19 protein-coding genes and 1 pseudogene are annotated in these 23971 nt (G+C 45.5%); 6 read left to right on the top strand and 14 right to left on the bottom strand.

The genetic code is table 11. The features are described 5' to 3' along the window. The first annotated feature begins 80 nt into the window (after nucleotides 1-80). The gene (gene arsB, locus AC3CKG_RS20640) at nucleotides 81-1136 is read left to right on the top strand and encodes an ACR3 family arsenite efflux transporter (RefSeq protein ID WP_488529955.1); all 1056 of its coding nucleotides are present in this window, start codon (nucleotides 81-83) and stop codon (nucleotides 1134-1136) included. A 71-nt stretch (nucleotides 1137-1207) separates the two neighbouring features. On the opposite strand, the gene AC3CKG_RS20635 is transcribed toward arsB, so the two are convergent. Then, nucleotides 1208-2089 (bottom strand): LysR family transcriptional regulator, encoded by an 882-nt coding sequence (locus tag AC3CKG_RS20635; RefSeq protein WP_488529954.1) that lies wholly within the window; start codon nucleotides 2087-2089, stop codon nucleotides 1208-1210. A gap of 127 nt (nucleotides 2090-2216) precedes the next feature. On the opposite strand from AC3CKG_RS20635, the gene AC3CKG_RS20630 reads away from it, so the two are divergent. Next, nucleotides 2217-2648 (top strand): PACE efflux transporter, encoded by a 432-nt coding sequence (locus tag AC3CKG_RS20630; RefSeq protein ID WP_488529953.1) that lies wholly within the window; start codon nucleotides 2217-2219, stop codon nucleotides 2646-2648. Nucleotides 2649-2865: 217 nt separating this feature from the next. Here AC3CKG_RS20630 and AC3CKG_RS20625 read toward each other — a convergent pair whose 3' ends face one another. The 7 genes from AC3CKG_RS20625 to AC3CKG_RS20595 all read right to left on the bottom strand — a co-directional run bounded on the left by AC3CKG_RS20625 (nucleotide 2866) and on the right by AC3CKG_RS20595 (nucleotide 12082). Further along, nucleotides 2866-3738, bottom strand: a complete 873-nt coding sequence (locus tag AC3CKG_RS20625) for a universal stress protein (protein WP_065111549.1) — start codon at nucleotides 3736-3738, stop codon at nucleotides 2866-2868. A 16-nt stretch (nucleotides 3739-3754) separates the two neighbouring features. Continuing rightward, nucleotides 3755-5758, bottom strand: coding sequence for a tripartite tricarboxylate transporter permease (locus tag AC3CKG_RS20620; RefSeq protein ID WP_123961551.1), 2004 nt, complete (start codon nucleotides 5756-5758; stop codon nucleotides 3755-3757). Between the two features lie 282 nt (nucleotides 5759-6040). Then, the gene (locus AC3CKG_RS20615) at nucleotides 6041-7219 is read right to left on the bottom strand and encodes a Bug family tripartite tricarboxylate transporter substrate binding protein (RefSeq protein WP_231110921.1); all 1179 of its coding nucleotides are present in this window, start codon (nucleotides 7217-7219) and stop codon (nucleotides 6041-6043) included. Between the two features lie 321 nt (nucleotides 7220-7540). Next, nucleotides 7541-8605 carry a 4-oxalomesaconate tautomerase gene (locus tag AC3CKG_RS20610; RefSeq protein WP_102550739.1) on the bottom strand — a complete coding sequence of 355 codons (1065 nt, stop codon included), beginning with the start codon at nucleotides 8603-8605 and terminating at the stop codon, nucleotides 7541-7543. A gap of 169 nt (nucleotides 8606-8774) precedes the next feature. Then, entirely contained in the window at nucleotides 8775-9929 is a 1155-nt protein-coding gene (locus AC3CKG_RS20605) for an ABC transporter substrate-binding protein (RefSeq protein WP_488529952.1), read from the bottom strand. Further along, on the bottom strand, nucleotides 9929-11398 hold the full coding sequence (locus AC3CKG_RS20600; protein WP_488529951.1) for a sensor histidine kinase: 1470 nt from the start codon (nucleotides 11396-11398) through the stop codon (nucleotides 9929-9931). The genes AC3CKG_RS20605 and AC3CKG_RS20600 overlap by 1 nt, the downstream gene beginning before the upstream one ends. A gap of 15 nt (nucleotides 11399-11413) precedes the next feature. Next, nucleotides 11414-12082, bottom strand: a complete 669-nt coding sequence (locus tag AC3CKG_RS20595) for a response regulator transcription factor (RefSeq protein WP_488529950.1) — start codon at nucleotides 12080-12082, stop codon at nucleotides 11414-11416. A 448-nt stretch (nucleotides 12083-12530) separates the two neighbouring features. On the opposite strand from AC3CKG_RS20595, the gene AC3CKG_RS20590 reads away from it, so the two are divergent. The 4 genes from AC3CKG_RS20590 to glpD all read left to right on the top strand — a co-directional run bounded on the left by AC3CKG_RS20590 (nucleotide 12531) and on the right by glpD (nucleotide 17856). Beyond that, on the top strand, nucleotides 12531-13385 hold the full coding sequence (locus AC3CKG_RS20590) for an MIP/aquaporin family protein (RefSeq protein ID WP_004732234.1): 855 nt from the start codon (nucleotides 12531-12533) through the stop codon (nucleotides 13383-13385). Nucleotides 13386-13444: 59 nt separating this feature from the next. Further along, nucleotides 13445-14965 (top strand): glycerol kinase GlpK, encoded by a 1521-nt coding sequence (gene glpK / locus AC3CKG_RS20585; RefSeq protein ID WP_017108454.1) that lies wholly within the window; start codon nucleotides 13445-13447, stop codon nucleotides 14963-14965. Between the two features lie 275 nt (nucleotides 14966-15240). Next, complete coding sequence (locus AC3CKG_RS20580; RefSeq protein WP_004732237.1) at nucleotides 15241-16026, top strand: DeoR/GlpR family transcriptional regulator; 786 nt, start codon at nucleotides 15241-15243, stop codon at nucleotides 16024-16026. Nucleotides 16027-16296: 270 nt separating this feature from the next. Then, nucleotides 16297-17856: a glycerol-3-phosphate dehydrogenase gene (gene glpD, locus AC3CKG_RS20575; RefSeq protein WP_048669081.1), complete on the top strand. Its 1560-nt coding sequence runs from the start codon at nucleotides 16297-16299 to the stop codon at nucleotides 17854-17856. Nucleotides 17857-18125: 269 nt separating this feature from the next. Here the strand turns inward: glpD and AC3CKG_RS20570 are convergent, their stop codons facing one another. The 6 genes and pseudogenes from AC3CKG_RS20570 to argF form a co-directional block, all read right to left on the bottom strand. After that, nucleotides 18126-18362 (bottom strand): HP1242/YdcH family protein, encoded by a 237-nt coding sequence (locus AC3CKG_RS20570; protein ID WP_012600119.1) that lies wholly within the window; start codon nucleotides 18360-18362, stop codon nucleotides 18126-18128. Nucleotides 18363-18711: 349 nt separating this feature from the next. Beyond that, nucleotides 18712-19098 carry a hypothetical protein gene (locus AC3CKG_RS20565; protein ID WP_017108877.1) on the bottom strand — a complete coding sequence of 129 codons (387 nt, stop codon included), beginning with the start codon at nucleotides 19096-19098 and terminating at the stop codon, nucleotides 18712-18714. A gap of 305 nt (nucleotides 19099-19403) precedes the next feature. After that, a pseudogene (locus AC3CKG_RS20560) lies at nucleotides 19404-20097 on the bottom strand (aspartate/glutamate racemase family protein). A 188-nt stretch (nucleotides 20098-20285) separates the two neighbouring features. Then, nucleotides 20286-21269, bottom strand: a complete 984-nt coding sequence (locus tag AC3CKG_RS20555; protein WP_488529949.1) for an HAD family hydrolase — start codon at nucleotides 21267-21269, stop codon at nucleotides 20286-20288. Nucleotides 21270-21444: 175 nt separating this feature from the next. Continuing rightward, nucleotides 21445-22710: a RidA family protein gene (locus tag AC3CKG_RS20550; RefSeq protein ID WP_488529948.1), complete on the bottom strand. Its 1266-nt coding sequence runs from the start codon at nucleotides 22708-22710 to the stop codon at nucleotides 21445-21447. 175 nt (nucleotides 22711-22885) lie between these two features. Beyond that, the gene (gene argF, locus AC3CKG_RS20545) at nucleotides 22886-23932 is read right to left on the bottom strand and encodes an ornithine carbamoyltransferase (protein WP_488529947.1); all 1047 of its coding nucleotides are present in this window, start codon (nucleotides 23930-23932) and stop codon (nucleotides 22886-22888) included. Nucleotides 23933-23971: the final 39 nt, after the last annotated feature.

Raw genomic sequence — 23971 nt, 5'->3', positions numbered from 1 at the left:
AACACAATAGACTAAGCGTATTTTTTGCCTTTAAATATCGTTTTTCGACGATTGACGATAACAACCAAAGAGATAATATAATGAAACCAAAATTAGGTTTTCTCGATCGCTACTTAACGCTGTGGATCTTCATCGCCATGGGCATTGGTGTACTGCTTGGCACCTTGTTCCCACAAATCGAACAGTGGAACGAATCAATGTCTGTTGGCACAACCAACATTCCACTGGCAATTGGCCTTATCTTAATGATGTACCCACCTCTGGCTAAGGTTAACTACAGCCTGTTAGGCACCGTGGTAAAAGATAAGCAAGCGATCAAACTATCTTTGATCATGAACTGGTTTGTCGGCCCAATTCTGATGTTTGTGTTGGCGCTAACATTCTTAGGCGACCACCCAGGTTACATGGTCGGCGTGATTCTGATTGGTCTTGCTCGTTGTGTGGCAATGGTTCTGGTTTGGAACGACATCGGCGGCGGTAACAAAGAATACGGTGCGGCATTAGTTGCTCTAAACAGTGCATTCCAAGTGGTGAGCTACAGCTTTATGGCGTGGCTATTCATCAGCGTTCTACCACCGGTATTTGGTTACGAAGGCATGATGGTTGATATCTCGATGATCGATATAGCACACAGTGTACTTATCTACCTAGGTATCCCATTCCTAGCGGGTTTCCTAAGCCGTAAGATCCTAGTGTCGATGAAAGGCGAGCAGTGGTACATCGATGTGTTCATTCCACGTATCTCACCAATCACACTGATTGCTCTACTGGCGACTATCGTGCTGATGTTCAGCCTAAAAGGCGAGATGATTGTTGAACTGCCAATGGACGTATTGTTGATTGCGGTTCCACTGACTATCTACTTCACAGCAATGTTCTTCATCAGCTTCTTCATTGGTAAGAAGATGGGCATTGAGTACGACAAAAACGCATCAATCGCATTCACAGCAACAGGCAACAACTTCGAGCTAGCGATTGCCGTTGCTATATCAGTATTCGGTATCAACTCAGACCAAGCGTTTGCAGGCGTTATCGGCCCACTGATTGAAGTGCCCGTGCTGATTTACCTAGTGAACGTTGCGCTTAAGATGAAAGACAAGTACTACAACGGTCTAACGGTTAAATCTAGCATCTAGCAGAAGATTAGAAAAACTAAGGGCTTACCTTTCGGGGTAAGCCCTTTCATTTGTCTTCGGTTTGGAAAAGATCAATCGAGTAAGGTTTTGAGGTTGTCTTCCAACCACAGCAAGCCCGGCCCTTTCATCGCTTTCTTGGAGATCACTAAATCGACAGGAGGCGACCATGTTTTATGGTCAAACGAGACATTAATCTGGTTAAGCTTTCCCTGTTGAATATCTTCTTCTACCAAGTAACTCGGCAAGTATGCCCAACCCACCGAGCTATGTACGATCATCTCCTTGATAGCAACAAAGCTGTTCGCCCACCACACCTTGCCCGCAACCACAGGGAAATGGTCAATCACCTTACCTTTGTTGCCTCGTAGAATAAGCTGTCGATGAGAAATAAAGTCGGGCAACTTCGCAACCGACACTTCAGCTAAAGCATGGCTTGGATGACACACAGCAACAAAAGGCAGATTACCGATAAAGCACGGCTCTGAATCGGCATGAAAAGCGAGGTCAGTAAACATCAGGCCGATATCTGCGCGGTCTTGTGACACCAAGCGGTTCACATCAGTACTCGCCGCTGCCATTAACTCAATTTCCGTCGCTGGGAATGTTCGGCTGAACTTATCCAACACCTTGGGCAATGAAGGAAGTAATAAGGCATCATCTAAAGTGATACGCAGTAGCCCTTCCTCTTGATTATTGATGGCATTGACCGATGAATTGAGATCTTCCACTTGTAGAATAATCGCTTTGACCTGCTTGAAAATCTGCTGACCTTGCGCCGTCAGCGTTGGCTTGCGTGTCGAACGATCAAAAAGTTGAACATTAAAATCTATTTCAAGATTACTGATACCTTGGCTCACCGCCGACTGCACCTTGCCCAACTCACGAGCACTGGCAGAAAATGACCCTAATTCAACGGCATACACAAACATCTTCAACTGTTCTATGTTGTACATTCAGTTTCTCCCAATACTTACTATCACCATATGTGATGCTAACTATCTTTATATTATCACTTAAATAGATATTATCTAGACAAGTCATTAGCCCATAGAGGCTAGAAAACATAAAGAGAGTAAAAAGATGTCACATAAAGAACGCATGTTACACATGGTGCTATTTGAATTAGCAGCTTTGATTTTGATGGCCGTAGCGGCAACTTACATTGTTGGGGGCGGAGCTGTAAAAATGGCAGGCTTGGCGCTGTCTTTGTCGCTGATTGCGATGACGTGGAACTACGTCTATAACTACGGTTACGACAAGATTTACGGCGCTGACCGCAGCAAACGAACCAAGAAAACACGTATTCTGCACGGCTTAGGTTTCGAACTGGGTTTGATGCTGGTGACGTTCCCGCTACTGATGTGGGTACTTCAACTCGATTTCTGGACAGTACTAATGATGGATATCGGAATTGTTATCTTCTTCGTGCTGTACGCGATTGCGTTCAACTGGGTGTATGACTCGATCCGAGCTCAGTTGGTTGCGAGAGGAAAGGTCGCAGCTCTGGTTTAGAGCTGCATCCATTGAAATAAAAAGGGGCTAACTGGTAATAGGTCATCGTAAAAGGAGAAAAAATACGATGACCACATAAACATAGACGGACGGGTCACATATCAGCTAGCCCATGAGTTTACTCTAACAATCTAAGCTGTCATGCGCCTGACATGACAGCAATTAAATTTCAATGAATCAGTGAGTGACGCGTGGGAACAAATCACTCACCGATCTATTAGCTCACCATGAACAAGGGCACGTTAGTTTTACTAAGGAGCCTTCTGGTTACGCCACCCAGCATCTGTTGATGCATCTTCTTATGAGCCAATGCGCCAGCCACAATCAAGTCCGCATGAAATTGTTCAGCGTGAGCAAGGATCGCTTGAGGCGTTTTAATTCTGCCCTCTTTGAACGAGATACACTCCACCTCGATGTTATGCAGCCCTAAGTAGCGTTTTAAGTCTTGTTGGTTAGGCTTTTTATTGAGTGAGCGCTCACTCGTCACCACCACGATATTCTTCGCTTTTCGTAGCAGTGGCATCGCAGCCTTCACAGCCCTTGCACCCGGATCATCACCGTTCCAAGCAATCATGATGCACTCTGGATTAAAGCTTTTCTGTTCACGGGGCATCAATAAGATTGGGCGACTGCCATGTTCAATTGCCACATCAAAACTGACGCTACTTTTGCCATTCAGTGGTTTAGGAATGATGATGAGATCAGACACCTTACCGCGTTCAGACACCACATCCGCTCGATAACCCGTTAGATTATGCCATTGGGCACTCACGTGTTTATTGGCCTCATTCATCACTAGGTTATCACTGTCACACAGCGGTACTTCGAGCTTATCGCACAAGGTAGTGAACTCAAACTCAGACTGGTTCATGTCTTCTGCAACGTAGTTATTCACCAACTGGTCGATACGGCTAAGCCATTTACTTGGTAGTAATTGACGCTCTTCAGGCATTAACTGTTGCGAGCTAATTTGAGCATGCAACACATCCAAATGTGCACCAAAGTACTGAGCAATGCTCAATGCACCTTCTAACCTTTCCGCAGAGTTTGCCGTAGAAGCGAAGGGCATAATAATAGTTCGAATCGTCATAATTACTTTCCTTCCGTTATCCAATCGGCCAAGGCAGATCAACCGTCTCTTGCAACAAGCCAATCGGTAAATCCAAAACCATGAGATGAGTTAGACCCAGTAAGAACCCTGTCGCGGCAACCGTTACCGATGCGGAACGTATCAAGCTCAGTCCTGCTTTGCTCATCAGGAACAGGCAGAAGAACACACTGATAGAAATCACGTAGCCGACAAAGTAACAACCAAGGATCAACGCACCGAGCCAGTACAGGTAATGCATCATGCTGATGCTGTTGGTATCAAAGGCGTAGCCTTGTTCATACTCGTTATCAAAATAGACAGCATCGCCTTCTGGCTTAGTCAGCAGTTGGAATAGCACCACCGCAGACAACACCCACATAATGCTGGCGATGATGATGGTGAAAACACCACCTAAGAAGCTCTGTTGGTAGCCATCGTAAATGCCGTACATAAACGCGATGTTGACCAAGGCAGCGAAGATAACCTGAGGCTTGCGGTTACTGATTCTTACTGAAGGTTGAGTAGTTTCAATCGAAGCGTCTTGTGCTTCGCTCTGCTTGTTCCTCTTCGCGCTTTGACGCCACATGAAAAACAGAGAGAAGACAGTCAGCGCACCAATAATCATCACACCCGGGCGTAGTAAGAATGCAGCACCATCAAACTGAACCGCTTGGTACAGGTAGGTTTCCATGCCATTTGCCAGTACAAAACCAATCAAGAACGCAGGGCGAGGCCAGTCGAAACGCTTCATCAACACACCTAACGTACCGATACTTAATAGGGTCACTAAGTCGCCAAGGTCGCGTGTTGCTTGGAATGCAGCAAAACAAATCACCATTACCATGAATGGGGCAAGCAAGGTGTAACGAACCGTGGTTAGCCTAGCTACCCAAGGTGAAATCAGCATACAAGCGCCAGCACCAAACACGTTCGCAAGTGCCAAAGACCAAACGATGGTGTAAGTAATATCGAGGTCAGTACTCACCATCGCAGGACCCGGTTCTAAACCCACCAACACCATGCCGCCAAGGAACACTGCCATGCTACCCGAACCTGGAATACCGAATAACAGCGTAGGGACTAAGCCACCGCCCTCTTTCGCATTGTTCGACGATTCAGGTGCAATAACACCACGCACATCGCCCTTGCCGAATTCAGGATCTTTCTTAGTCGTTTGTACCGCATGACCATAAGCGATCCAGTCCACTACACTGCCACCAAGGCCGGGAAGTGCACCAACAATACAGCCGATTACACTACAACGCACTGCGAGCCATTTGTTTTCCAAGAAGTCACGAACGCCCGCAGACCAACCCTTGCCAAGTTTACTAGCATTGGCGATTGGCTTATTTTGACGAAGCAGATCGATAATCTCAGGAAGCGCAAAAATACCTAAGCCAACGACTACCAGAGGAATGCCATCCATTAGGTAGAAGTTGTCAAAGGTCATTCGATATTCGCCAGTTGCAGGGGCACTACCGACACTGCCAAGCAATACACCCATGCCACACGCCGACAAACCTTTTACCAAGCTCTTACCTGCCAACGCACCGACCATGCTCAAACCTAATAAGGTCAGCATGAACAACTCACCAGAACCGAAAGCGAGGATCACTGGTCGAGCGATCAGCACAAAACCCGTCAGTATCACCGCACCGAACAAACCACCGAAAAGCGATGAAGTAAACGCGGCAGAAAGCGCACGAGCCGCCTCGCCTTTCTTCGCCATTGGGAAGCCATCAAGCACGGTTGCTTGTGAGCCACTTGAGCCCGGGATCCCCATTAATACGGAAGTGAATGTGTCGGAAGTGGGAATAACCGCAACCAAGCCGATAAGCATCGCCAAGGCTGAAATTGGGTCCATGCCATACAAGAACGGTAGCAGTAATGATAAGCCTGCAATACCGCCAAGCCCCGGAAAGATACCAATCGCGAGACCCAGCAATACACCACCTAACATAAAGGTGATGTGCTGAACGCTTAATATGGTTTCCAGTGCAGCAAAGAGTTCGTTAAACATCGTTGAATCCTTTCTATCATGAGACTCACTTTCGCTTTCGTGACCACTGCTTTCCTTAGCCCTTGATGCACAAAGCCCTACGGTGTTACCCGTACAGCGGCGATACAATGGGAGTGAAGCACTCACTGAGTTAACGATTTAATCGAATCACTCGTTAGCTACGTTGCGACAGAGAAAGTGAGATGAAAAGGCGTGAGCCACGATCTTGCGCCGCGGTCTCACCGCCAGTTAATACTGAGCGTTGTTAAGACTCATATTTTCTTGGGCTTCTGGATAGCCTGTTTAGAAACGAGTGTTGTAGTTTGTAGTGAGCCAATTTCTGACCCATTCAAGGTTGCTTTCATCAAGCGACATAGCCGCTTTAAGTGCGAGTTGTGCTTGTTCGCCAGTCAGCTGAGGGTAATCACCCAATACTTCGACGGCGCGTTTTTGAAAATCAGGTTGAGAGACTAATTCAGAAGCCGATGCGCGCCATGCTGCAACTATCTCTTCTGGTGTCGACTTAGGCACAAAAATCATCTTCTGAGCGGCAAACCCGGCCATAAAGAATGAGCGCCAAACCGCATAGCCTTGTGTTTCTGCTTCTTCAGGGTGGAACAGCTGGTACACCTCAGCGAAGTGCGGAAGCTCTGGGAAGTTAGGGTCACGTTTCAACTTGCCGTCTTCACCCAATACACCGAAGCTAAACAAAGGAATCGCTTTACCTTCATTGACTAACGGTGTCACTTTGTCGATGTAAGATGAGCTGGTTTGAGAATCGATATTCACTTCGCCGCGCTCGAACGCCAGTCGACCAGCACCACGCCCTTGCATACCAAAGATCGCTTGTACGTCTAAGCCAAGTAGGTCCATCGCTAACAGCGGCACTAAATCAATAGAGGTCGCACCTTGGCTTGCGTATTGAAACTTGATTTGGTCTTTCTTATCGAAAAGATCTTGTACGTTCTCGATGCCCGTTTTAGGCGAAACATACACAACGCCGCCAGTTGGGGATGCGAGAATCACGCTCCAATCGTTGTAGTCGTAACGAACTCGGCGATCTTGAAGAAGATAGGGATATTGGGTTGATGCTGAGCTTGCAAAGATGTTGAGGCCGTTGTCTTTCGCACGGCGAGCAAATTGGTTAGCGCCTTTTGTTGAGCCGCCACCCGGGATGTTTTTCACCACTACTACTGGATTGCCCGGTAACGATTGAGACAAATAAGGTGCATAGAAACGCCCCCATGTATCGGTACCGCCGCCCTCTTTGTAAGGCATCACAAACTCGACACGCTCACCTTTAAATGAAACCTCTTCGGCTTGTGCATGATGAGATAATGCCCCCACACCAAGTAGCGTGACCAAGAGTGATTGGCAAACTTTTAACTTAGACAGCTTTTGAGTCATAAGAAAAGAGCCGTTTGAGATTAACGAACCCTTAGTTGATGGTTGTGTATTGCCGGGTAGTTGAACGTTCAGCATCGTGCCTCCTAATATCCTTTTTACTGCGTGTTATCTGCAGCTGGACTGTTTTTTGTGGTTTCTGACAAATTAGTCACCGAACCTGTCATCCAACTGACACGCTGCACTTTGATAACAAAAGTGTTACAAAGATCGCCCTTTAAGGCACAAAAACAGAGCACCGCGCGCCGAATTGGTGCAGTAAACCTCGAGGTTTTACTAGGGTTCGGGGAAGATATTAGAACGAACAAAGAATATGAGTGTGGGTGTGAATGTGAGAATGAAAAAAAATCGCCAACCAAATGGCCAGCGATTATGAATACGCATAAAAGCAGCTTGAGATTAAAACGTCGGGTAAACCTGACCTTTGAACAGTGGACGCGCTGTACGCACCAAAGCCGCTTGACGAACCGCAGGCTCAATTTCCCCTGGCTCTACTTTGATATTGACTTGGATTTGTCCACTAGGGTGCTCAATAACGACCGTTTCAGAGTTAATGCCTTGGCACACTTCATGCGCGACAGTACCCGGAATCATGCAAGCCGCCGCAACACAGATCCCGCCCGTCACAGCATGGCTAGCATGACAGTTTTGAGGAACAAAGTAGCGAGAGGTAATGTGTCCATCTTTGGTTGGTGGTGATAGTAAAGATACCTTAGGTACCACGCTTCCTGTCACATCACCCATGCCCATTAAACGGCCTGCCGATAAACGGATAGATTCGATTCGCTCAAGTAACTCGGCATTATCATCGAGTTGTTGCTTGGTCTCGTTACCTGCTAAGCCAAGGTCTTTGGCATTAATGTGCACCATAGGCACAGCTGCATCCAAGCAAGAAACTTCAACACCTTCAACTTGATCACGCACGTTGCCGGTTGGGAATAGCTTGCCTGTTTTCGAACCGCCGACATCTAAGAAGTTAAGCAAAACAGGTGAGCCAGTTCCAGGAACACCGTCCACACGCACATCACCGTCATAACGTAAATGGCCATTTGGGCTTTCGGCGGAAACTTCGATAATAGTATTAGTGTTGATGTTTCTGACACGCAACATGGTCGATGGACTGCTTAACTTAACCAAATTATTTTCACTGGCGAACGCCACGATGCCTGAGAGAATATTGCCGCACGAAGGTTTGGTATCGACTTCTTTCTTATCGACCGCGACCTGAGCAAAGAGATAATCTAAATCTGTCCCTTCTTGATCCGACTTAGACACAATTGCGACCTTGCTCGTCAGCGACGTGCCGCCGCCGATGCCATTGATTTGTTGGCCTTCGCCTGAACCCATAATACGCACAAGCAGATCGTCTCTCTCTTGCTCACTTTCAGGTAAATCACTCGCTAGAAAGTACGCGCCTTTCGATGTGCCACCGCGGATCAACATGCAGGAAATATTCTCGTTCATGACCGTTTTCAACCTCTTACTCTTAAAGTGAAAGAGCAATTCCATGCTCATTTTTGGACTTCAAGAGTAAAAAACGAAACTGTCATGTAGCTGACTCGGCGGTATTTCGGTTGAATGACCAAGCCAAGATCGGGTTACTGCAAAGCAATCGAATTAACTACCAACTAAACTAATCGTAGCTTTTAAGAGCACTCTCCCATTCGGTTACCACTAAGGATTTTTTGCTTTGATCCGAGAAGATCAACAGGCTGACATCTAACGGAAGGGGCTTGAGTTGATTGGCAAACTGCTCACGTAAAACCGCTGCCGATTTAGCACTTTTTATATCGGTACGCACCGGGGGCATATTGGTTTCTTTTGCCATCAGCTTCTGCCCTGAATAGGAAAATAAGTAATCAATAAAGGCTTGAGCTTGTTCTAGCCTAGGCGTAGTTTTATTAATAAATGCAGTTCGAATGACCACAGGTGTGTAGTCGTTGGCCGCCACAATCACCACATCTTTGTGCTTCGATTCCCACGAGTTCGCATACGAGCCCATGATGTTGTAGGCAATCGCAATATCACCATCAGTCAGCGCTTGGAGCATCGACGCAGAGCTATCAAAGGTGCGAGCCTGATGGAGATTAAACAGCTCCAAGAATTGTCCGTAATTGCTCGTTTGAGCACGTTCAAATGACCAAAGTAGATAACCGATACCAACATCTCGAATATCAAACAGCCCTACCTTCCCCATCAGTTCATCACTATGGAGGCGAATAAAACTCAACAGTTCGACACGGCTCAACGGGACTTCCTTTCCTTCAAGAAAAGACTCATTAAACACGATCACAGCAGGTTCATAGCTAAAACCAAACAGCTCATTTCGCCATTGGCTCCAGTGCGGAACAATACCCGATTGAGAGCCATAGCCCGGCACATTTATTTGGTAAGGCAGCGCATAGCCATCATTAACAAGTCGCAATTGTAAATCCATCACCGAACTGATGGTGATGTCGGGTTGGTCCGGCTTTTGGTCTCGGATATGAGCATCTAATACATTGCTGCTCATCGCTTGATAGCGCACGGTTATTTCTGGATTTCTACGTTGAAAGTCATCGAGCAGTGGCTTCATTTCTGACAAATAGGCTGCACCATAGATCACCAACGCATCTTCATTGTCATCACCTTGGTTGCTATTGTCTTGGTGAACAGAGTCTTGAAGAACCGAATCTTGGGGACCTGAGCCTTGATTAGCTTGTGCGGTGGCATTGGTAACGAATAGAGTGCTTGCTAACAACACCGCCGAAGTTAGCCCTGCGATCCAAATCCGTAAAGATTTCATCATTAAACCTCCCACCAATAGGTATGCGGGAACTGGACTTTCACCGTAAGGCCGCGATTATCCGTTTTGTCTGATGTAGTGTCTTCCAAGCTCAGAATTGCATTGGATTTTTGGGCAACATCTAACGCGATACTCATCCCTAGCCCTGTGCCTTGGCTAATCGCATTCGGGCTGCGATAAAATTTCTCGAACACATGAGGCTTATCTTGCTCATCAATGCCCGGCCCGAAATCGCGAATATACAGCACCGCTTTGCTGCCTTGCTGTACTAATTCAACCTCGATAGTGCTGCCTTTGGGGGAATACTTGATTGAGTTTTCAATGAGATTCGTCAGCATCTGAGTTAAGGCGAAGCTGTCGCCTCGAATGTGAAATTTAAGTGATTCTATGTAGCTCAATTCGATGTCTTTATTGAGTGCATTCATCGCCAAGCCACGGCTGGTTTGTTTGACTAACTCATTAAAATCAATATCTGTAGGTTCGATACTTTGATAACGATGGCGAATCGTCGCGTGGTTCAGAAGCTGCTCAACCGTGCGCTCAAGCACCTCGCACGCACCGGTGACTTTATCCAAATAATCGAGCGTGTGACGTTCACTCGCTTTACTTTTAGCCAGTTCGATTTGGGCTTTAATCCCTGCGATTGGTGTCTTTAACTGATGCGCAGCTTCGCCGGTAAAGTTCTTAAGATTGGTTAAGTTCTTATCGAGCTGAGACATAAACACATTAATGGTGTCTACCAAGTGCTCAACCTCTTCAGGAGCGTCGAGATTGATTGGAGTTAGGTCGAGATTGGAACGCCTTTCCATCTTATTGTTGATCTCATTGACGGGCTTGAGCACCTTTACAATCAACACAAAAATCACCAACAACGCACTTAACATCACCGCAAGCAGAAGCTTGACTGCGTGGTCCGAGAGTTGCTTCTCCCATACTTGCCTCGCTTGTGTGGTTTGCCCGACCAGCACGTAGATGTTCTGAGGCCCTTCACGGGTATTCATTATGCGACTGACCAAAGACAAACGCACCCATTCATCTTTGAAGGTTAAGTAAAAATAAGCGGCCTCTGGTTCGAGTTTTATCTGGTATTGCTCAATTTGGTCACGCACCAGTTGGTCATCAAGCAATTCTTTATAACCCGTAATGTAACCAGACTCCGATGAACTCGGAGAACTAGCAACCAAATAGAAAACCTTATCTCTTGGGGAATCTGCCAGTGATTTAAAGGCCGCAGTGGGAATGTCGACACTGAATGTTAAGCCATTAAAACGAACCTGCTCTATGATCTGCAGAGCCGCGTTATTCAACTGGCGATCATAAAACATCTGAGTGGTTTGATAGGCGTAGCGCTTTACCGCAACCAAAGTGAGTAAACTAATCAGGCACAATAGACAGGTCGCAGAGAACAATAATTGAAATCTCAGCGATTTTGTTCGAAAACGAAAGCGGACAGATTTGGTCAGTGCCGTCACCTAATACACCTCAGCTCAGTCTTCGACTTTATTGAGCACATAACCAAGGCCACGTAGGGTTTTGATCTCGACATTGCTATTGGCTAGCGCCTTCCTCAAACGACCAACGTAGGTTTCAATCGCATTAGTGTTGGGTGGGTTATCGAAGTTGTATAAGTGATCGATGATCTCTTCTTTACTCATCACACGATTGAGGTGGTTCAGGAAAATTTCTAATAAGCGATATTCACGCTGTTTAAGCTCAATGACCTCGCCCTTCACTTTCACAATGCACCCTGCACTATCGAACTCAATGTCACCAAACGTCACTGTGTTCTGATCGCTGCCTTGACGACGTCGAACGATCGCGCGGCAGCGTGCTTCCAATTCTCCAAAATCGAAAGGTTTGGTGAGGTAGTCATCGGCACCCAAATCCAGTAGTTGAATTCGGTCAAAGACTTCACTGCGGGCGGTAAGAATAAGGACAGGCGTATCAGAAGACTGACGAATGCGCTTGATGATCTGCTCACCTGATTTATTAGGGAGGTTTAAGTCAAGAACCACCAAATCGAAATCGGTGTGGCTGATCATCGCAAACGCGACCGCACCATCATAGGCACAATCAACACCATGGCCGAGGTCAATAAAGCGCTGCTCTATGGCTTCACTGATCAAACGATCATCTTCTACTACTAGTATTCGCATCTTACCCCCACATAAAGAAAGTGATTGTTCTCAAGAGTGACGACAATTTCAACAACATAAGTAACAATAGTAAAACAAAGTCCAGTATCACATCACATTTAGAACATTCTGTTTAGTACAGATGTTAAGGCGCGTTAAATATCATCAAGCTACGTCTAATAATCCACCACTCACGAAGTAGCATCACAAATCCAAACATAAACTCCTCGTACCAGTTGCGCATTCATTTACATATAGGTAGTTTGAGCGACTTCGCAACCTATCAATTCGAGCAATGACGTTCATGCGAGCATCTTTTTCGAGCAAAAGTGTTCGGATTAACATTTCAAGTGACTTTAATTAACAATTTTATGCTCAAACGCTCACTTTTGATGTTCGTTTATTTTCGAGTTCGCAAATATATGCACAATACACGTGCTAGATAAGCAAAACTAAAAAGGACTCGAACATGACAACAAACAAACACCCTTCTTTATTTGGGCAATGCTTGGCTGAATTTATCGGTACAGGATTACTCATATTCTTTGGCGTTGGCTGTGTGGCCGCTCTGGTATTAACCGGTGCGACATTCGGACAATGGGAAATCAGCATCATCTGGGGCTTCGGCGTTGCGATTGCAATTTACTGTACTGCTGGCGTTTCTGGCGCACACATTAACCCGGCGGTAACCATCGCACTGGCCATGTTCCATGGCTTTGATAAAGCGAAAGTGGTGCCTTACATCATTTCGCAACTGCTTGGCGCATTCTGCTCTGCTGCGCTGGTATACAGCCTATACAGCAACCTATTTACTGATTACGAAATCGCACATAACTTTGTTCGTAGCAGCCAAGACGCACTATCAACAGCAGGTATTTTCTCAACATACCCACATGCTTCACTTTCTTTCTTTGGCGCTTTTGCTGTGGAATTTGTGATTACTGCTGTTTTGATGTTCGCTATCTTAGCGTTAGGTGATGAAAACAACGGCGCATCTCGCGGTGCAATGAATCCTCTACTGATCGGTATTCTTATCGCAGTAATTGGTGGTTCTTTAGGTCCACTGACTGGCTTTGCGATGAACCCTGCTCGTGACTTTGGGCCAAAACTTTTTGCTTACTTTGCAGGTTGGGATTTCGCACTAAGCGGTGCTCGTGATATTCCTTACTTCATCGTTCCAATTCTTGCTCCAATTGCTGGTGCGTGTTTTGGTGGTTGGTTGTACCCACGTGTTATCGGCGCTTACCTACCAGTAGAAGGCCAAGGCTGCACAATTCCAAACCAATGTGAAACAGAAGAAGAAGCTGAACAAGCTCAAGCTTAATCCCTAAGCGACCTTACATTTACTAAAATATAAATAACGAAAGAAAAAGGATTCTTACCATGACCGAGCAAAAATACATTGTTGCCCTAGACCAAGGCACCACAAGTTCTCGCGCTGTAATCCTCGACCACGATGCAAACATCGTTAGCTCTTCTCAAAGAGAATTCACTCAGATTTACCCGAAAGCGGGTTGGGTTGAGCACGACCCAATGGAAATCTGGGCAACTCAAAGCTCTACATTGGTTGAAGCACTTGCTAAAGCAGGCATTCGCAGCGACGAGCTAGCGGGTATTGGTATCACTAACCAACGTGAAACCACCATTGTTTGGAACAAAGAAACTGGCAAACCGGTTTACAACGCAATCGTATGGCAGTGTCGCCGTACAGCAGATATCTGTGAAGACCTTAAAGCGCGTGGCCTAGAAGACTACGTACGTGACAATACAGGTTTAGTCCTTGACCCGTATTTCTCAGGTACCAAAGTAAAATGGATTCTAGACAACGTTGAAGGCGCTCGTGAAGACGCTGAAGCTGGCAAACTACTGTTCGGTACGGTTGATACTTGGCTGGTTTGGAAAATGACGCAAGGACGTGTTCACGTTACGGATTACACCAACGCGTCACGTACTATGTTGTTCAACATTAATGACCTATGCTGGGACCAGAAGCTACTTGATGAAATGGGCATTCCAGCAGTCATGATGCCTGAAGTGAAGCGCTCTTCAGAGGTTTACGGTCAAACGAACCTTGGTGGTAAAGGCGGTACGCGTATCCCAATCGCGGGTATTGCCGGTGACCAACAAGCTGCACTTTACGGTCAAATGTGTGTAGAAGCAGGCCAAGCTAAGAATACTTACGGCACGGGTTGTTTCCTTCTAATGAACACAGGCCAAGAGAAAGTAACATCGAAGAATGGCCTACTAACAACACTAGCATGTGGCCCTAAAGGCGAACCTGCATACGCGCTTGAAGGTGCGGTATTCATGGGTGGCGCATCTATCCAATGGCTACGTGATGAAATGAAGCTACTGGCTGGTGCAGAAGACTCTGAGTACTTCGCAACCAAAGTAGACTCTTCAAACGGCGTTTACGTGGTTCCTGCATTTACTGGCCTAGGCGCACCATACTGGGATGCTTATGCTCGCGGTACGATTGTCGGCCTAACTCGTGGTGTTAACTCTAACCACATCATCCGTGCAACGCTGGAAGGTATTGCTTACCAAACTCGTGACGTACTAGACGCGATGCAAGCTGACTCGGGCATCAAGCTAGCGAAACTACGTGTTGATGGCGGCGCAGTAGCGAATAACTTCCTAATGCAATTCCAATCAGACGTGCTTGATACTGAAGTTCACCGTCCTGAAGTAACGGAAGTAACTGCTCTGGGTGCCGCTTACCTTGCTGGCCTAGCGGTTGGTTTCTGGGACAGCATTGATGAGCTTCAAGACAAAGCCGTTCTTAACCGCACTTTCATGCCACACCACGACGAAGAGAAGCGTAACCGCCGTTACAAAGGTTGGAAGCGTGCTATCAAGTGTGCACAGGTTTGGTCTGAACTGCACGATGACGACGAAGAGTAATCTAAGCGTGAGTTAACAGAGGAGCACGAATAATCCCTTATTAATCGATTAGATTGTTCGAACCTCAGCAAACGAAACTAAAAAGAGCACTATTTTGTGCTCTTTTTTGCGTTTCAGGCTCAAATTCCATGTTTTGAGCAGCGTTTTTGCGGTTTAGACATGATTCCTTACCATCATTACTTCTCTCTTTTCATCAATTCGAGCACAATAGCGTGAGTTTATATTTTCGATTTTGACGCGCTAGAGCCCTTTGCGCGCAGGGAGTGGTAAGTTAAGTGAAGCAGATACCAAGACACCAGCAGATTGTAGATCTGGTAAAAACACAAGGATATGTGAGTACCGAAGAGCTCGTTGAAAAGTTTGATGTCAGCCCACAAACCATCAGACGAGACCTCAATGAACTTGCCGATAGCAACAAAATTCGTCGCTATCATGGTGGTGCAACCATTCCTTTAAGCTCAGAAAACACCTCTTATAACACGCGTAAAGCGCTTAACTTCAACGAAAAAGACGTGATCGCCGATGAACTGGTTAAACACATTCCAGATGGTGCAACTCTGTTTGTTGATATAGGCACTACACCAGAATCGGTCGCCCGCGCACTCAACAAAAATCACAAACAATTGAGAGTCGTGACCAACAACATCAATGTTGCGAGCATCCTTCTACCGAACCCAGAGATCAAGGTTATCTTGGCGGGCGGTGAAGTACGTAACCGCGATGGTGGTATTGTTGGTGAAGCGACACTCGATTTCGTGAAGCAGTTCCGCCTCGATTTCGGTATCTTGGGCATCAGTGGCATCGACTTTGACGGCTCGTTGCTCGATTTTGATTACCACGAAGTTCGTGTGAAACAAGCTATCATCGAAAACAGCCGCAGTATCTTCTTAGCCGTCGACCACACTAAGTTTGGTCGTAACGCGATGGTTAAGCTCGGCAATATCTCTCAAGCACACATGGTGTTTACTAATAAGCAGCCACCGGAAGAGATTCTCAACATCCTTAAAGATTCAGCAATACCATTAGAAGTGATCGATACCGCTCGGCCTGTGAGCGAATAACTCAACATCAGTGCTCAGTGACGCCATTTTCTTAAACGAATCATGATTCTTTATAGAAAAGTTAAAAAAGTAAAACTTGCTCACTACCAGTGTCGCTTCTATGCTCGAATTAGATTTATTTGAACCTCTGCTTTCATAAGCAGAGGTTTTTTTATGTCCAAATCACATAAAACGCGCATAAACGAAAATAATAAATGACCGCAAACGAAAGTTAAGATAGGATTCAATTATGTTCTAAAATGCTCGTTCGCTCAGCAAGAGGTCAAAATCATGAGTGCTCAACAAAATAATTCAAACAACAGTACATCTTCCACTTTAGACTTGATCGTGATTGGCGGCGGCATCAATGGTGCAGGTATCGCGGCAGATGCAGCAGGTCGTGGTCTCAACGTTGGCTTATACGAAGCAAATGATTTTGCTTCTGCTACTTCATCTGCAAGTTCAAAACTGATCCACGGTGGCTTACGTTACCTTGAACATTACGAGTTTCGTTTGGTTTCGGAAGCGCTTGCAGAACGCGAAGTATTGTTAAGAAAAGCACCCCATGTTGCTCAACCAATGCGTTTCCGTTTACCTCATCGACCATTTTTACGCCCAGCTTGGATGATCCGCTGTGGCCTATTCCTTTACGATAACTTGGGTAAACGCACCACACTTCCTGGAAGTAAAACGGTGAACTTGGCTAAATCAGGTTTACTGAAGCCAGAAATGAAGACCGGTTTCGAATACTCAGATTGCTGGGTTGACGATGCGCGAATGGTATTGCTCAACGTTTTGGCAGCAAAAGAAAACAACGCAGAAGTACGTAACTACTGCCGTGTTGAAAAAGCGCACCGTGAAGGTGGTATTTGGCATGTGACGATCCTTGATGTCATGACAAACCAACGCTTTGAACGCAAAGCAAAAGCACTTGTTAACGCGGCTGGTCCTTGGGTTAAACAGTTCTTTGATGATGGATTAGAGCAGGCTTCGCCTCGTAATATTCGTCTGATCAAAGGCTCACACATTGTTGTGCCACGCATTCATGACGAACCTCAAGCGTACATTCTGCAAAATAAAGACAATCGCATTGTGTTCATGATCCCTTACCTAGATAAGTTCTCGATCATCGGCACTACCGATCTTGAATACAAAGGCGACCCACGTAACGTTGCCATTGATGATGTCGAAGTGGATTACTTGATTGATATCGTTAACCAACACTTTGTTAAACAGCTTGGCCGTGAAGATGTAGTTTGGACATACAGTGGCGTAAGACCGCTTTGTGACGATGAATCTGATTCACCGCAAGCGATCACTCGTGACTACACATTGGAGTTGGACGCAGAGCTAGATCAAGCGCCACTGCTTTCGATCTTCGGTGGCAAGTTGACCACTTATCGTAAACTCGGCGAAGCGGCACTTAAGAAGCTTGAGCCACACCTAACCAACATGGGTGCGCCTTGGACAGCCAACAATACGCTTCCAGGCGGAAACTTCAGCTGTAGCAGAGAGCAACTTGCGAAGATGATCCATACTAAATACCCTTGGGCATCTGAAGCGTTGCTGCTTCGCTACGTGACTCAATTTGGTACTTACACGTGGAAACTACTGGAAGGTGCGAATAGCGAAGCTGACCTTGGCAGCCAATTCTCAAGCGAAGCTCATGGCGTTTATCAAGTTGAAATCGATTACTTGATCAATGAAGAGATGGCGATGACTGACGAAGACATCTTGTGGCGCAGAACTAAGCTCGGCCTGTACATGAGTGAATCAGAGCAGCAAGCAGTAACGGATTACCTGAAAGAGAAGCTACAAAGCAAAGTAGTGAGCTTTTCTCAAGTAGGCTAATCCCACTAGCCTAAACATGGTTCAAGAACATACTTAACAACGAAGCTTAGCGTCCCCCGCGCTAAGCTTTTTTTATATCCGCCCTACTTACAAAACCTTAGTGCTAATTGAGTTTGCCTATATCTACGGTTTCTTGTATCCAAACATTCTTATGCGTTCAGATAGGGACTGGAACGCAGAAACGAAAAAAACTCCCGAAGGAGTTTTTATCGTCTAAATCTGCAATTCGCTAACTAACTATTTAGCTATTCAGCAAAATAACCCGCTAGCTAGGCAATTAAGCGAGCATGCAGTGAATCTTTAAGCTCAGAACGATCATGTTTTAGTTGGTGCATCGAGCCGTCATCAATGGGTGAATCTTTCAGCTCTAGTTTACGAATCTCTTTATCAAGGTTGTCGTATGTCTTCATATCTGCTGCAAAGCCATCGTCAGTTTTAGCAAGCTCAGCAATTTTGTCTTTCATTTCAGGAAATTCGTGAACAAGAGAGTGATTTTCACCTAGCATAGAAACCTCTTAAGTTGAGTAAAGTGATTGGTATTAAGCACATTTCATTCTTAACCTTAGCAAGTGCTTCAAATAACAAATGAGATCCAGTACACAGCCTAGAATATAGACAATTCAGATTCACAAATTTACAACATATACCTAGAAAAATGAGGGTGTTGATTTAAATTATCTCAATAACGGAATTAGCTCACGAGAGTCGTTTAACAACATAGGAAAGTGTTGATAATAGAAACAAATTTCGAATCAGTTTATAGACTTTAAATAAAATACCCTCACCAGATGGAGAGGGCATCTATGTTCTGCAAATCAGAGAAAACTTTCAACCTTATTGCAGGGGCTCGAGAAACTATTGTTTAGGTTCATATAATCTTGTAGGGACTTCCGTTTCACAACGCTCAAGATCATAATCTTGCGTCGTGCCACTATTACCTTGGAATCTCATTCTAACGATCATACCTCGATCTACATACCAGCGAAGATCTTGGCAAGAGTAGCGATAGCTAGACTCCAAAATATGCGCTGTTGCCCATCGAGAGTTGCCCGGCAGTGACTCAACATAATAAATCACGCCATTTTCTGTAATCGTTATACCTTTTATATCGCTTAGATACTCAATAGCGGTATCAATTGTTTTTTGGTCTGCCGTTGGTTGTAACTCTTCAATTGGGACAGTCAAACAGCCAGACAGGATTGTTGCAGACAGACAAGCCAAAAAAATAGGTTTCAATTTCATTTTTATTCTCATTCAATTACATAGCCAAAATAACACTAGGCCGAGATTCTATTCATGAGACAGATGAATGTGTACCATCACACCTGATAATTTATAAAAAGTGTGATACAGAGTGCTTATTAAACTTAATTTTGGTCTCCATTAAAAGAAAAGTTACTCTTAATTCGCTCTCAGAGAAAAATCAACAACCTTCTGAAAGTTATATACTTTTAACCATACATCACCCCGCGGCCAATAATTGGCACCACCAGTCAGCTAATGGTTGTAGCATGCTCGAAAGACAAGCTTAATACTCTGGAAGTTAACTATAGGCTAGTCGCCAAACGTACTGCCGCTTCCGCATGGATGGCAGTGGTATCAAACAGTGGCACATCGGTATGTTGTTGCTGAATCAGCAGGGCTATTTCAGTACATCCCAAAATAACGGCCTCTGCACCTTGCTGGCTTAGCTTCTCGATGATTTGACGATATACATCTCGAGACTCTTTTTTTACTTCGCCTCGACACAGCTCTTGATAAATGATGTTGTGCACTTTCTGTCGGTCACTCTCATCTGGAATCACAACATCAATACCGAACTTGTTAGTCAGGCGCCCTTTTTGATTTATGTTCCATCGTGAAAGCGGTACCGAGTAATCCTACTTTCTTTACGCCCTGCTCGAGCAGCTTCTGCGCGGTGGTATCTGCGATGTGCAAGATAGGGATCGTGATCTTCTCTTCGATCTCAGGAACGACCTTATGCATGGTATTGGTACAAATCAGAATGAAATCAGCCCCACCCTTCTCTACCGATAAAGCCGCGTCCGATAAGATGTCGGCTGTCTCTTCCCAACGACCTTGATGTTGGAGCTTTTCTATCTCATCGAAGTTCACGCTGTACATACAAACCTTTGCAGAATTGAGCCCACCAAGGGTCGCTTTAACGCCCTCGTTGATGGATTTGTAGTAGCTTACTGTCGACTCCCAACTCATACCGCCGAGCAAACCGATCGTTTTCATGTTTCTATTCCTTTATTTTTTCGACTATCCGATTAAACCGTCATGAGTTAAGAACTTATAGTACGTTCTTGCTTATAGCGAGGCATTAAGCCTTCATTCCAAGCCTCTGACTTCAAAAACGTCCGCGAACAAAAAAGCTCGAATTAAAAATCCGAGCCTTTATGATTTGACCAAAGGTAAACTAAGCGTTAGTACACCTCACACCAATCTGATTTCATGTCTATCAGCGTCCAGTCCTCTCTGGAATTCGCCTCATCTAGCGCTTTATCCAACTTACCAACGTGAGACTCACGATCGTACTTCCACTCTCGCTCGGCATCGGTATGGTGAACAATCATAGCCATTGAGTTGGGTTGGCTGGTTGCCCATTGCATCATGGCTTGATCACCGTCTGAGTTGCCTACGGCTAAAATAGGCTTCTTACCGATAATATGCTGAATGTTAGTGACCTTTCCGGCTTTGTCATCAATGGTCAAAATGGACGAATCCTTAGTAACCGTCGGCTTACCATCGTTGTAGCTGTAATTGTATTTGAGCGCGCTGCCGATGATCTGTTCTGTAGGAATGTTGTAAGCTTGCGGAGCCCACGCTCTCATGAAATCAACGCCACCTCCCGACACAATGTAAGTTTTGAAGTCATTCTCTTGCAGGTAAGTCAGCATCTCTTTCATTGGCTGATAAGTAAGGTCTGTGTAAGCTTTATTGAAGCGTTTATCTTTTGCTACCGCCAACCATTGCTCAACGTCTTGCTGGTATTGTTCTACTGTCATACCAGAATGTGTCGCCATAATGATTTTCAATAACCCTTCTTCGCCACTGCCCAGAACACTTTCAATATCATCTTTAAGTACAAACTTAAACGGTGCTTCGGTTTTCCATTCAGGGTGATCTGGTGCCATCTCTTTTACACGGTCTAACGCAAAAGCCAGTTGGAAGTAGTAAGGCTTTTCCGACCAAAGCGTACCGTCGTTATCGAACACGGCAATACGATCTTCAATTGCCACGAACGTATCAGACTCAGCTTTGGTGGCTTGCCCAACATAGTCGACGATAGCGGATTTGCTCTCGCTATCTTTCCAAGAAGGCAGCAAGTTAGGGTCACAGTCTTTAGCAAAAGATGAGAAAGAGAGACTAGATAAAATCGCGACAGACAAAAGGGTTATTTTCTTCATAGCAACTACCATGTTGTTGAATTAATTGTAGGGTTTAATTCAATTCATCCTAGTTGGTCTACTCTGATTTTCCACTTATGGACACTATAACCAATACTCATATTGTCGTTGGGGCTGTCGTAAAAAGAGGGTTAGCCTCACAGCTAGCCCTCGTTCTCTAATGCCCGAAAAAAGCTTAAAGACTCGGTGGGGTTCCCTCTCCATTGGAAGCAATCGCATCAATTTGCACCAAGGCACCCATAGAAATATCAGAGACACCGATAACCGTGCGCGCAGGCAATGGACCGTCAAAGTAGTGCGTGCAAACGTCATTAAGCACATCTAGATCTGCCATGTCTCTTAATTGGATATTCAACTTCACGATGTCATCCATCACGTGGCCGACGCTTTCAATCACTTCTTTAATGTTATTTAGGCACTGCATTGTCTGTTCTTTTGCGCCTGTCGTAACAATTGCCCCAATTGTTGGGTCTAGCGGCAACTGAGCGGAGATATTGTTGTAGTGAGAAAAAGCCACGGTTTGCGTGGAGTTCTCACTGATTGGCGCAGCTTTGGTATTGTTTGCCTTAATCACTATTCCATGTCGATCTTCAACCGCTTGTGGCGGAGTGCCATCGCCGTGTGACACGGTCGCATCCATCTGCACTAACGCTCCCATTGCTAGGCCTTCAACCACCGTCACCGAGCGCGCAGGCATATAGCCGACAGCCCTTGCAATCGCGGAGTCTGGGAAGAAGGTGGTATACACTTCATTGACTGCTGCAAGGTCATCAAGGCTTCTCACATGGATATTCACTTTCACGATGTCATCAAACGGAACATCTACATTTTCCAGTATCGATTTGATGTTTTTGAGGCATTGAATCGCGTGCTCTTTTGCTCCACCAGCGACGATGCTACCCGATTGAGGATCAATCGGTAACTGGGCTGAAATGTGATTATAGTGAGAGAAAGCCACCGTCTGAGTCGATAAAGAACTGACTGGTGCGTGTTGGGTGTTTCTTGCAATTTTAACTAACTCACAAGCCGCTTGTGGGTAAGTGCCTTCACCATTAGAGATCACCGCATCCATTTGCAAGTGAGCACCTTCGAGCGGCAAATCAGCGACAGCGAGTGTCGTGCACGTTGGTACGTAGTGTTGGAAAAACGATGCATAGATTTCGTTGACCGAGTCTATATCCACTATATTTTTCAGGTATATATTCACTCTCACAACATCATGCATACGGTGTCCAATACTCTCCACAATCGCTTGAATGTTTAACAAACACTGCTTGGTTTGATCTTCTAAAGAGCCAGAGATCAGGCTGCCTGTTTTAGGGTCAATAGGTAATTGAGCAGAGAGGTTATTGTAGTGTGAGAATGCCACCGATTGTGTTGAGAAAGGGCTCAGTGGTGCATCTTCCGTGTTTCTTGAAACTTTAATAATATCGGCACTCATGTCGATACATCTCCTATTCGAGTATTGATGTCAGATAGAGCCAATCGGCCACGTGTTTATCGACAGTTCAAAATAAAAGGCACAAAAATAGCCGAACCAATAAATCGTCTTAAATACTGGTTCAGCTTAATTCACTTTAAACAATGGAGGCACTGATGCCCCCACGAATAAACATCTACAGCGTGCTTAGGAAGCTGCTGATTTTTTCTTCGTGATGCTTAACGATTTCTTGTGTTGGGATAACCGCATCTTTATGTGTGAAGTACACCAAAATCGCCATCTGAGCAGTGAGTCGGTTTTCGGCTTCATCGAACGCCACTGAGTATTCACTTTCTAGTGCGCCGCGAGTCACTTCTTCTTTGTCATTCGCAGGTAGGCAATGCAGCAGCATTGCGCCTGGGCGAGCCTTCGCCATTAGCTCTTCTGTGATAACGTAGTTAGGCATGAATGCCGCAAGACGCTCTTCCTTCTCATCCATTTGCGTCACCCAATAGAAGCTATCGCCGTACACCACATCACAGTCACTGATACGCTCTACATCATCAGTAATTTCAATCTTGCCACCAGACTCTTCACAGAAGTTCAGCGCCATGTCGATCCACTCTTGCTCCATGTGGTACTTCTTTGGACCAATTTGCTTAAAGCCCATCCCGTACTTAGCACAAGTCAGCATCAAAGAACGGCACACATCCGTCGCGTCCCCCATGAATGCCAAGGTAAGATCAGACAACTTACGTCCATCAGTGATGTGTTCTCTGATCGTGTAGAGATCTGCAAGCATTTGAGTTGGGTGGAAACGTGTATCAAGGCCGTTGATTACTGGCACTGTCGACATTTCAAGTAGGCCATCTAGTGTTTCAGGGCTATTGGTACGAGCCATGATGATGTCGCACATACGTGATAGCACTCGAGATGTATCATCAATCGACTCTTTGCCACCTAAATGAATGTCTTTTGGCGATAGGAATAGCGCATGACCACCCAGTAATGTTGCCGCTACCTCAAAAGAAACGCGTGTACGAGTAGAACCCGCTTCGAAGATCATCCCAACTGACTTGCCTTTAAACAGAGGTGGAATTGCGTTGTCTTTGCGCGCCTGCTTCAGGTGAGTCATCAGCTCCATCATGTTGTCCATCTCTTCTACAGAGAAGTCTTTCATGGAAACCATATGCTCTAGGTTTGCTTTGTTTAGTTCAGTTGCGCTAGAAGAAGGTAATTTCATAATAAGTTCCTATTTTTCATAATTTTGTGCGCGGTTCTT

The organism is Vibrio sp. QJM3NY_15 (genome assembly GCF_057785995.1).
This window is presented reverse-complemented; position numbering and strand designations above follow the sequence as displayed.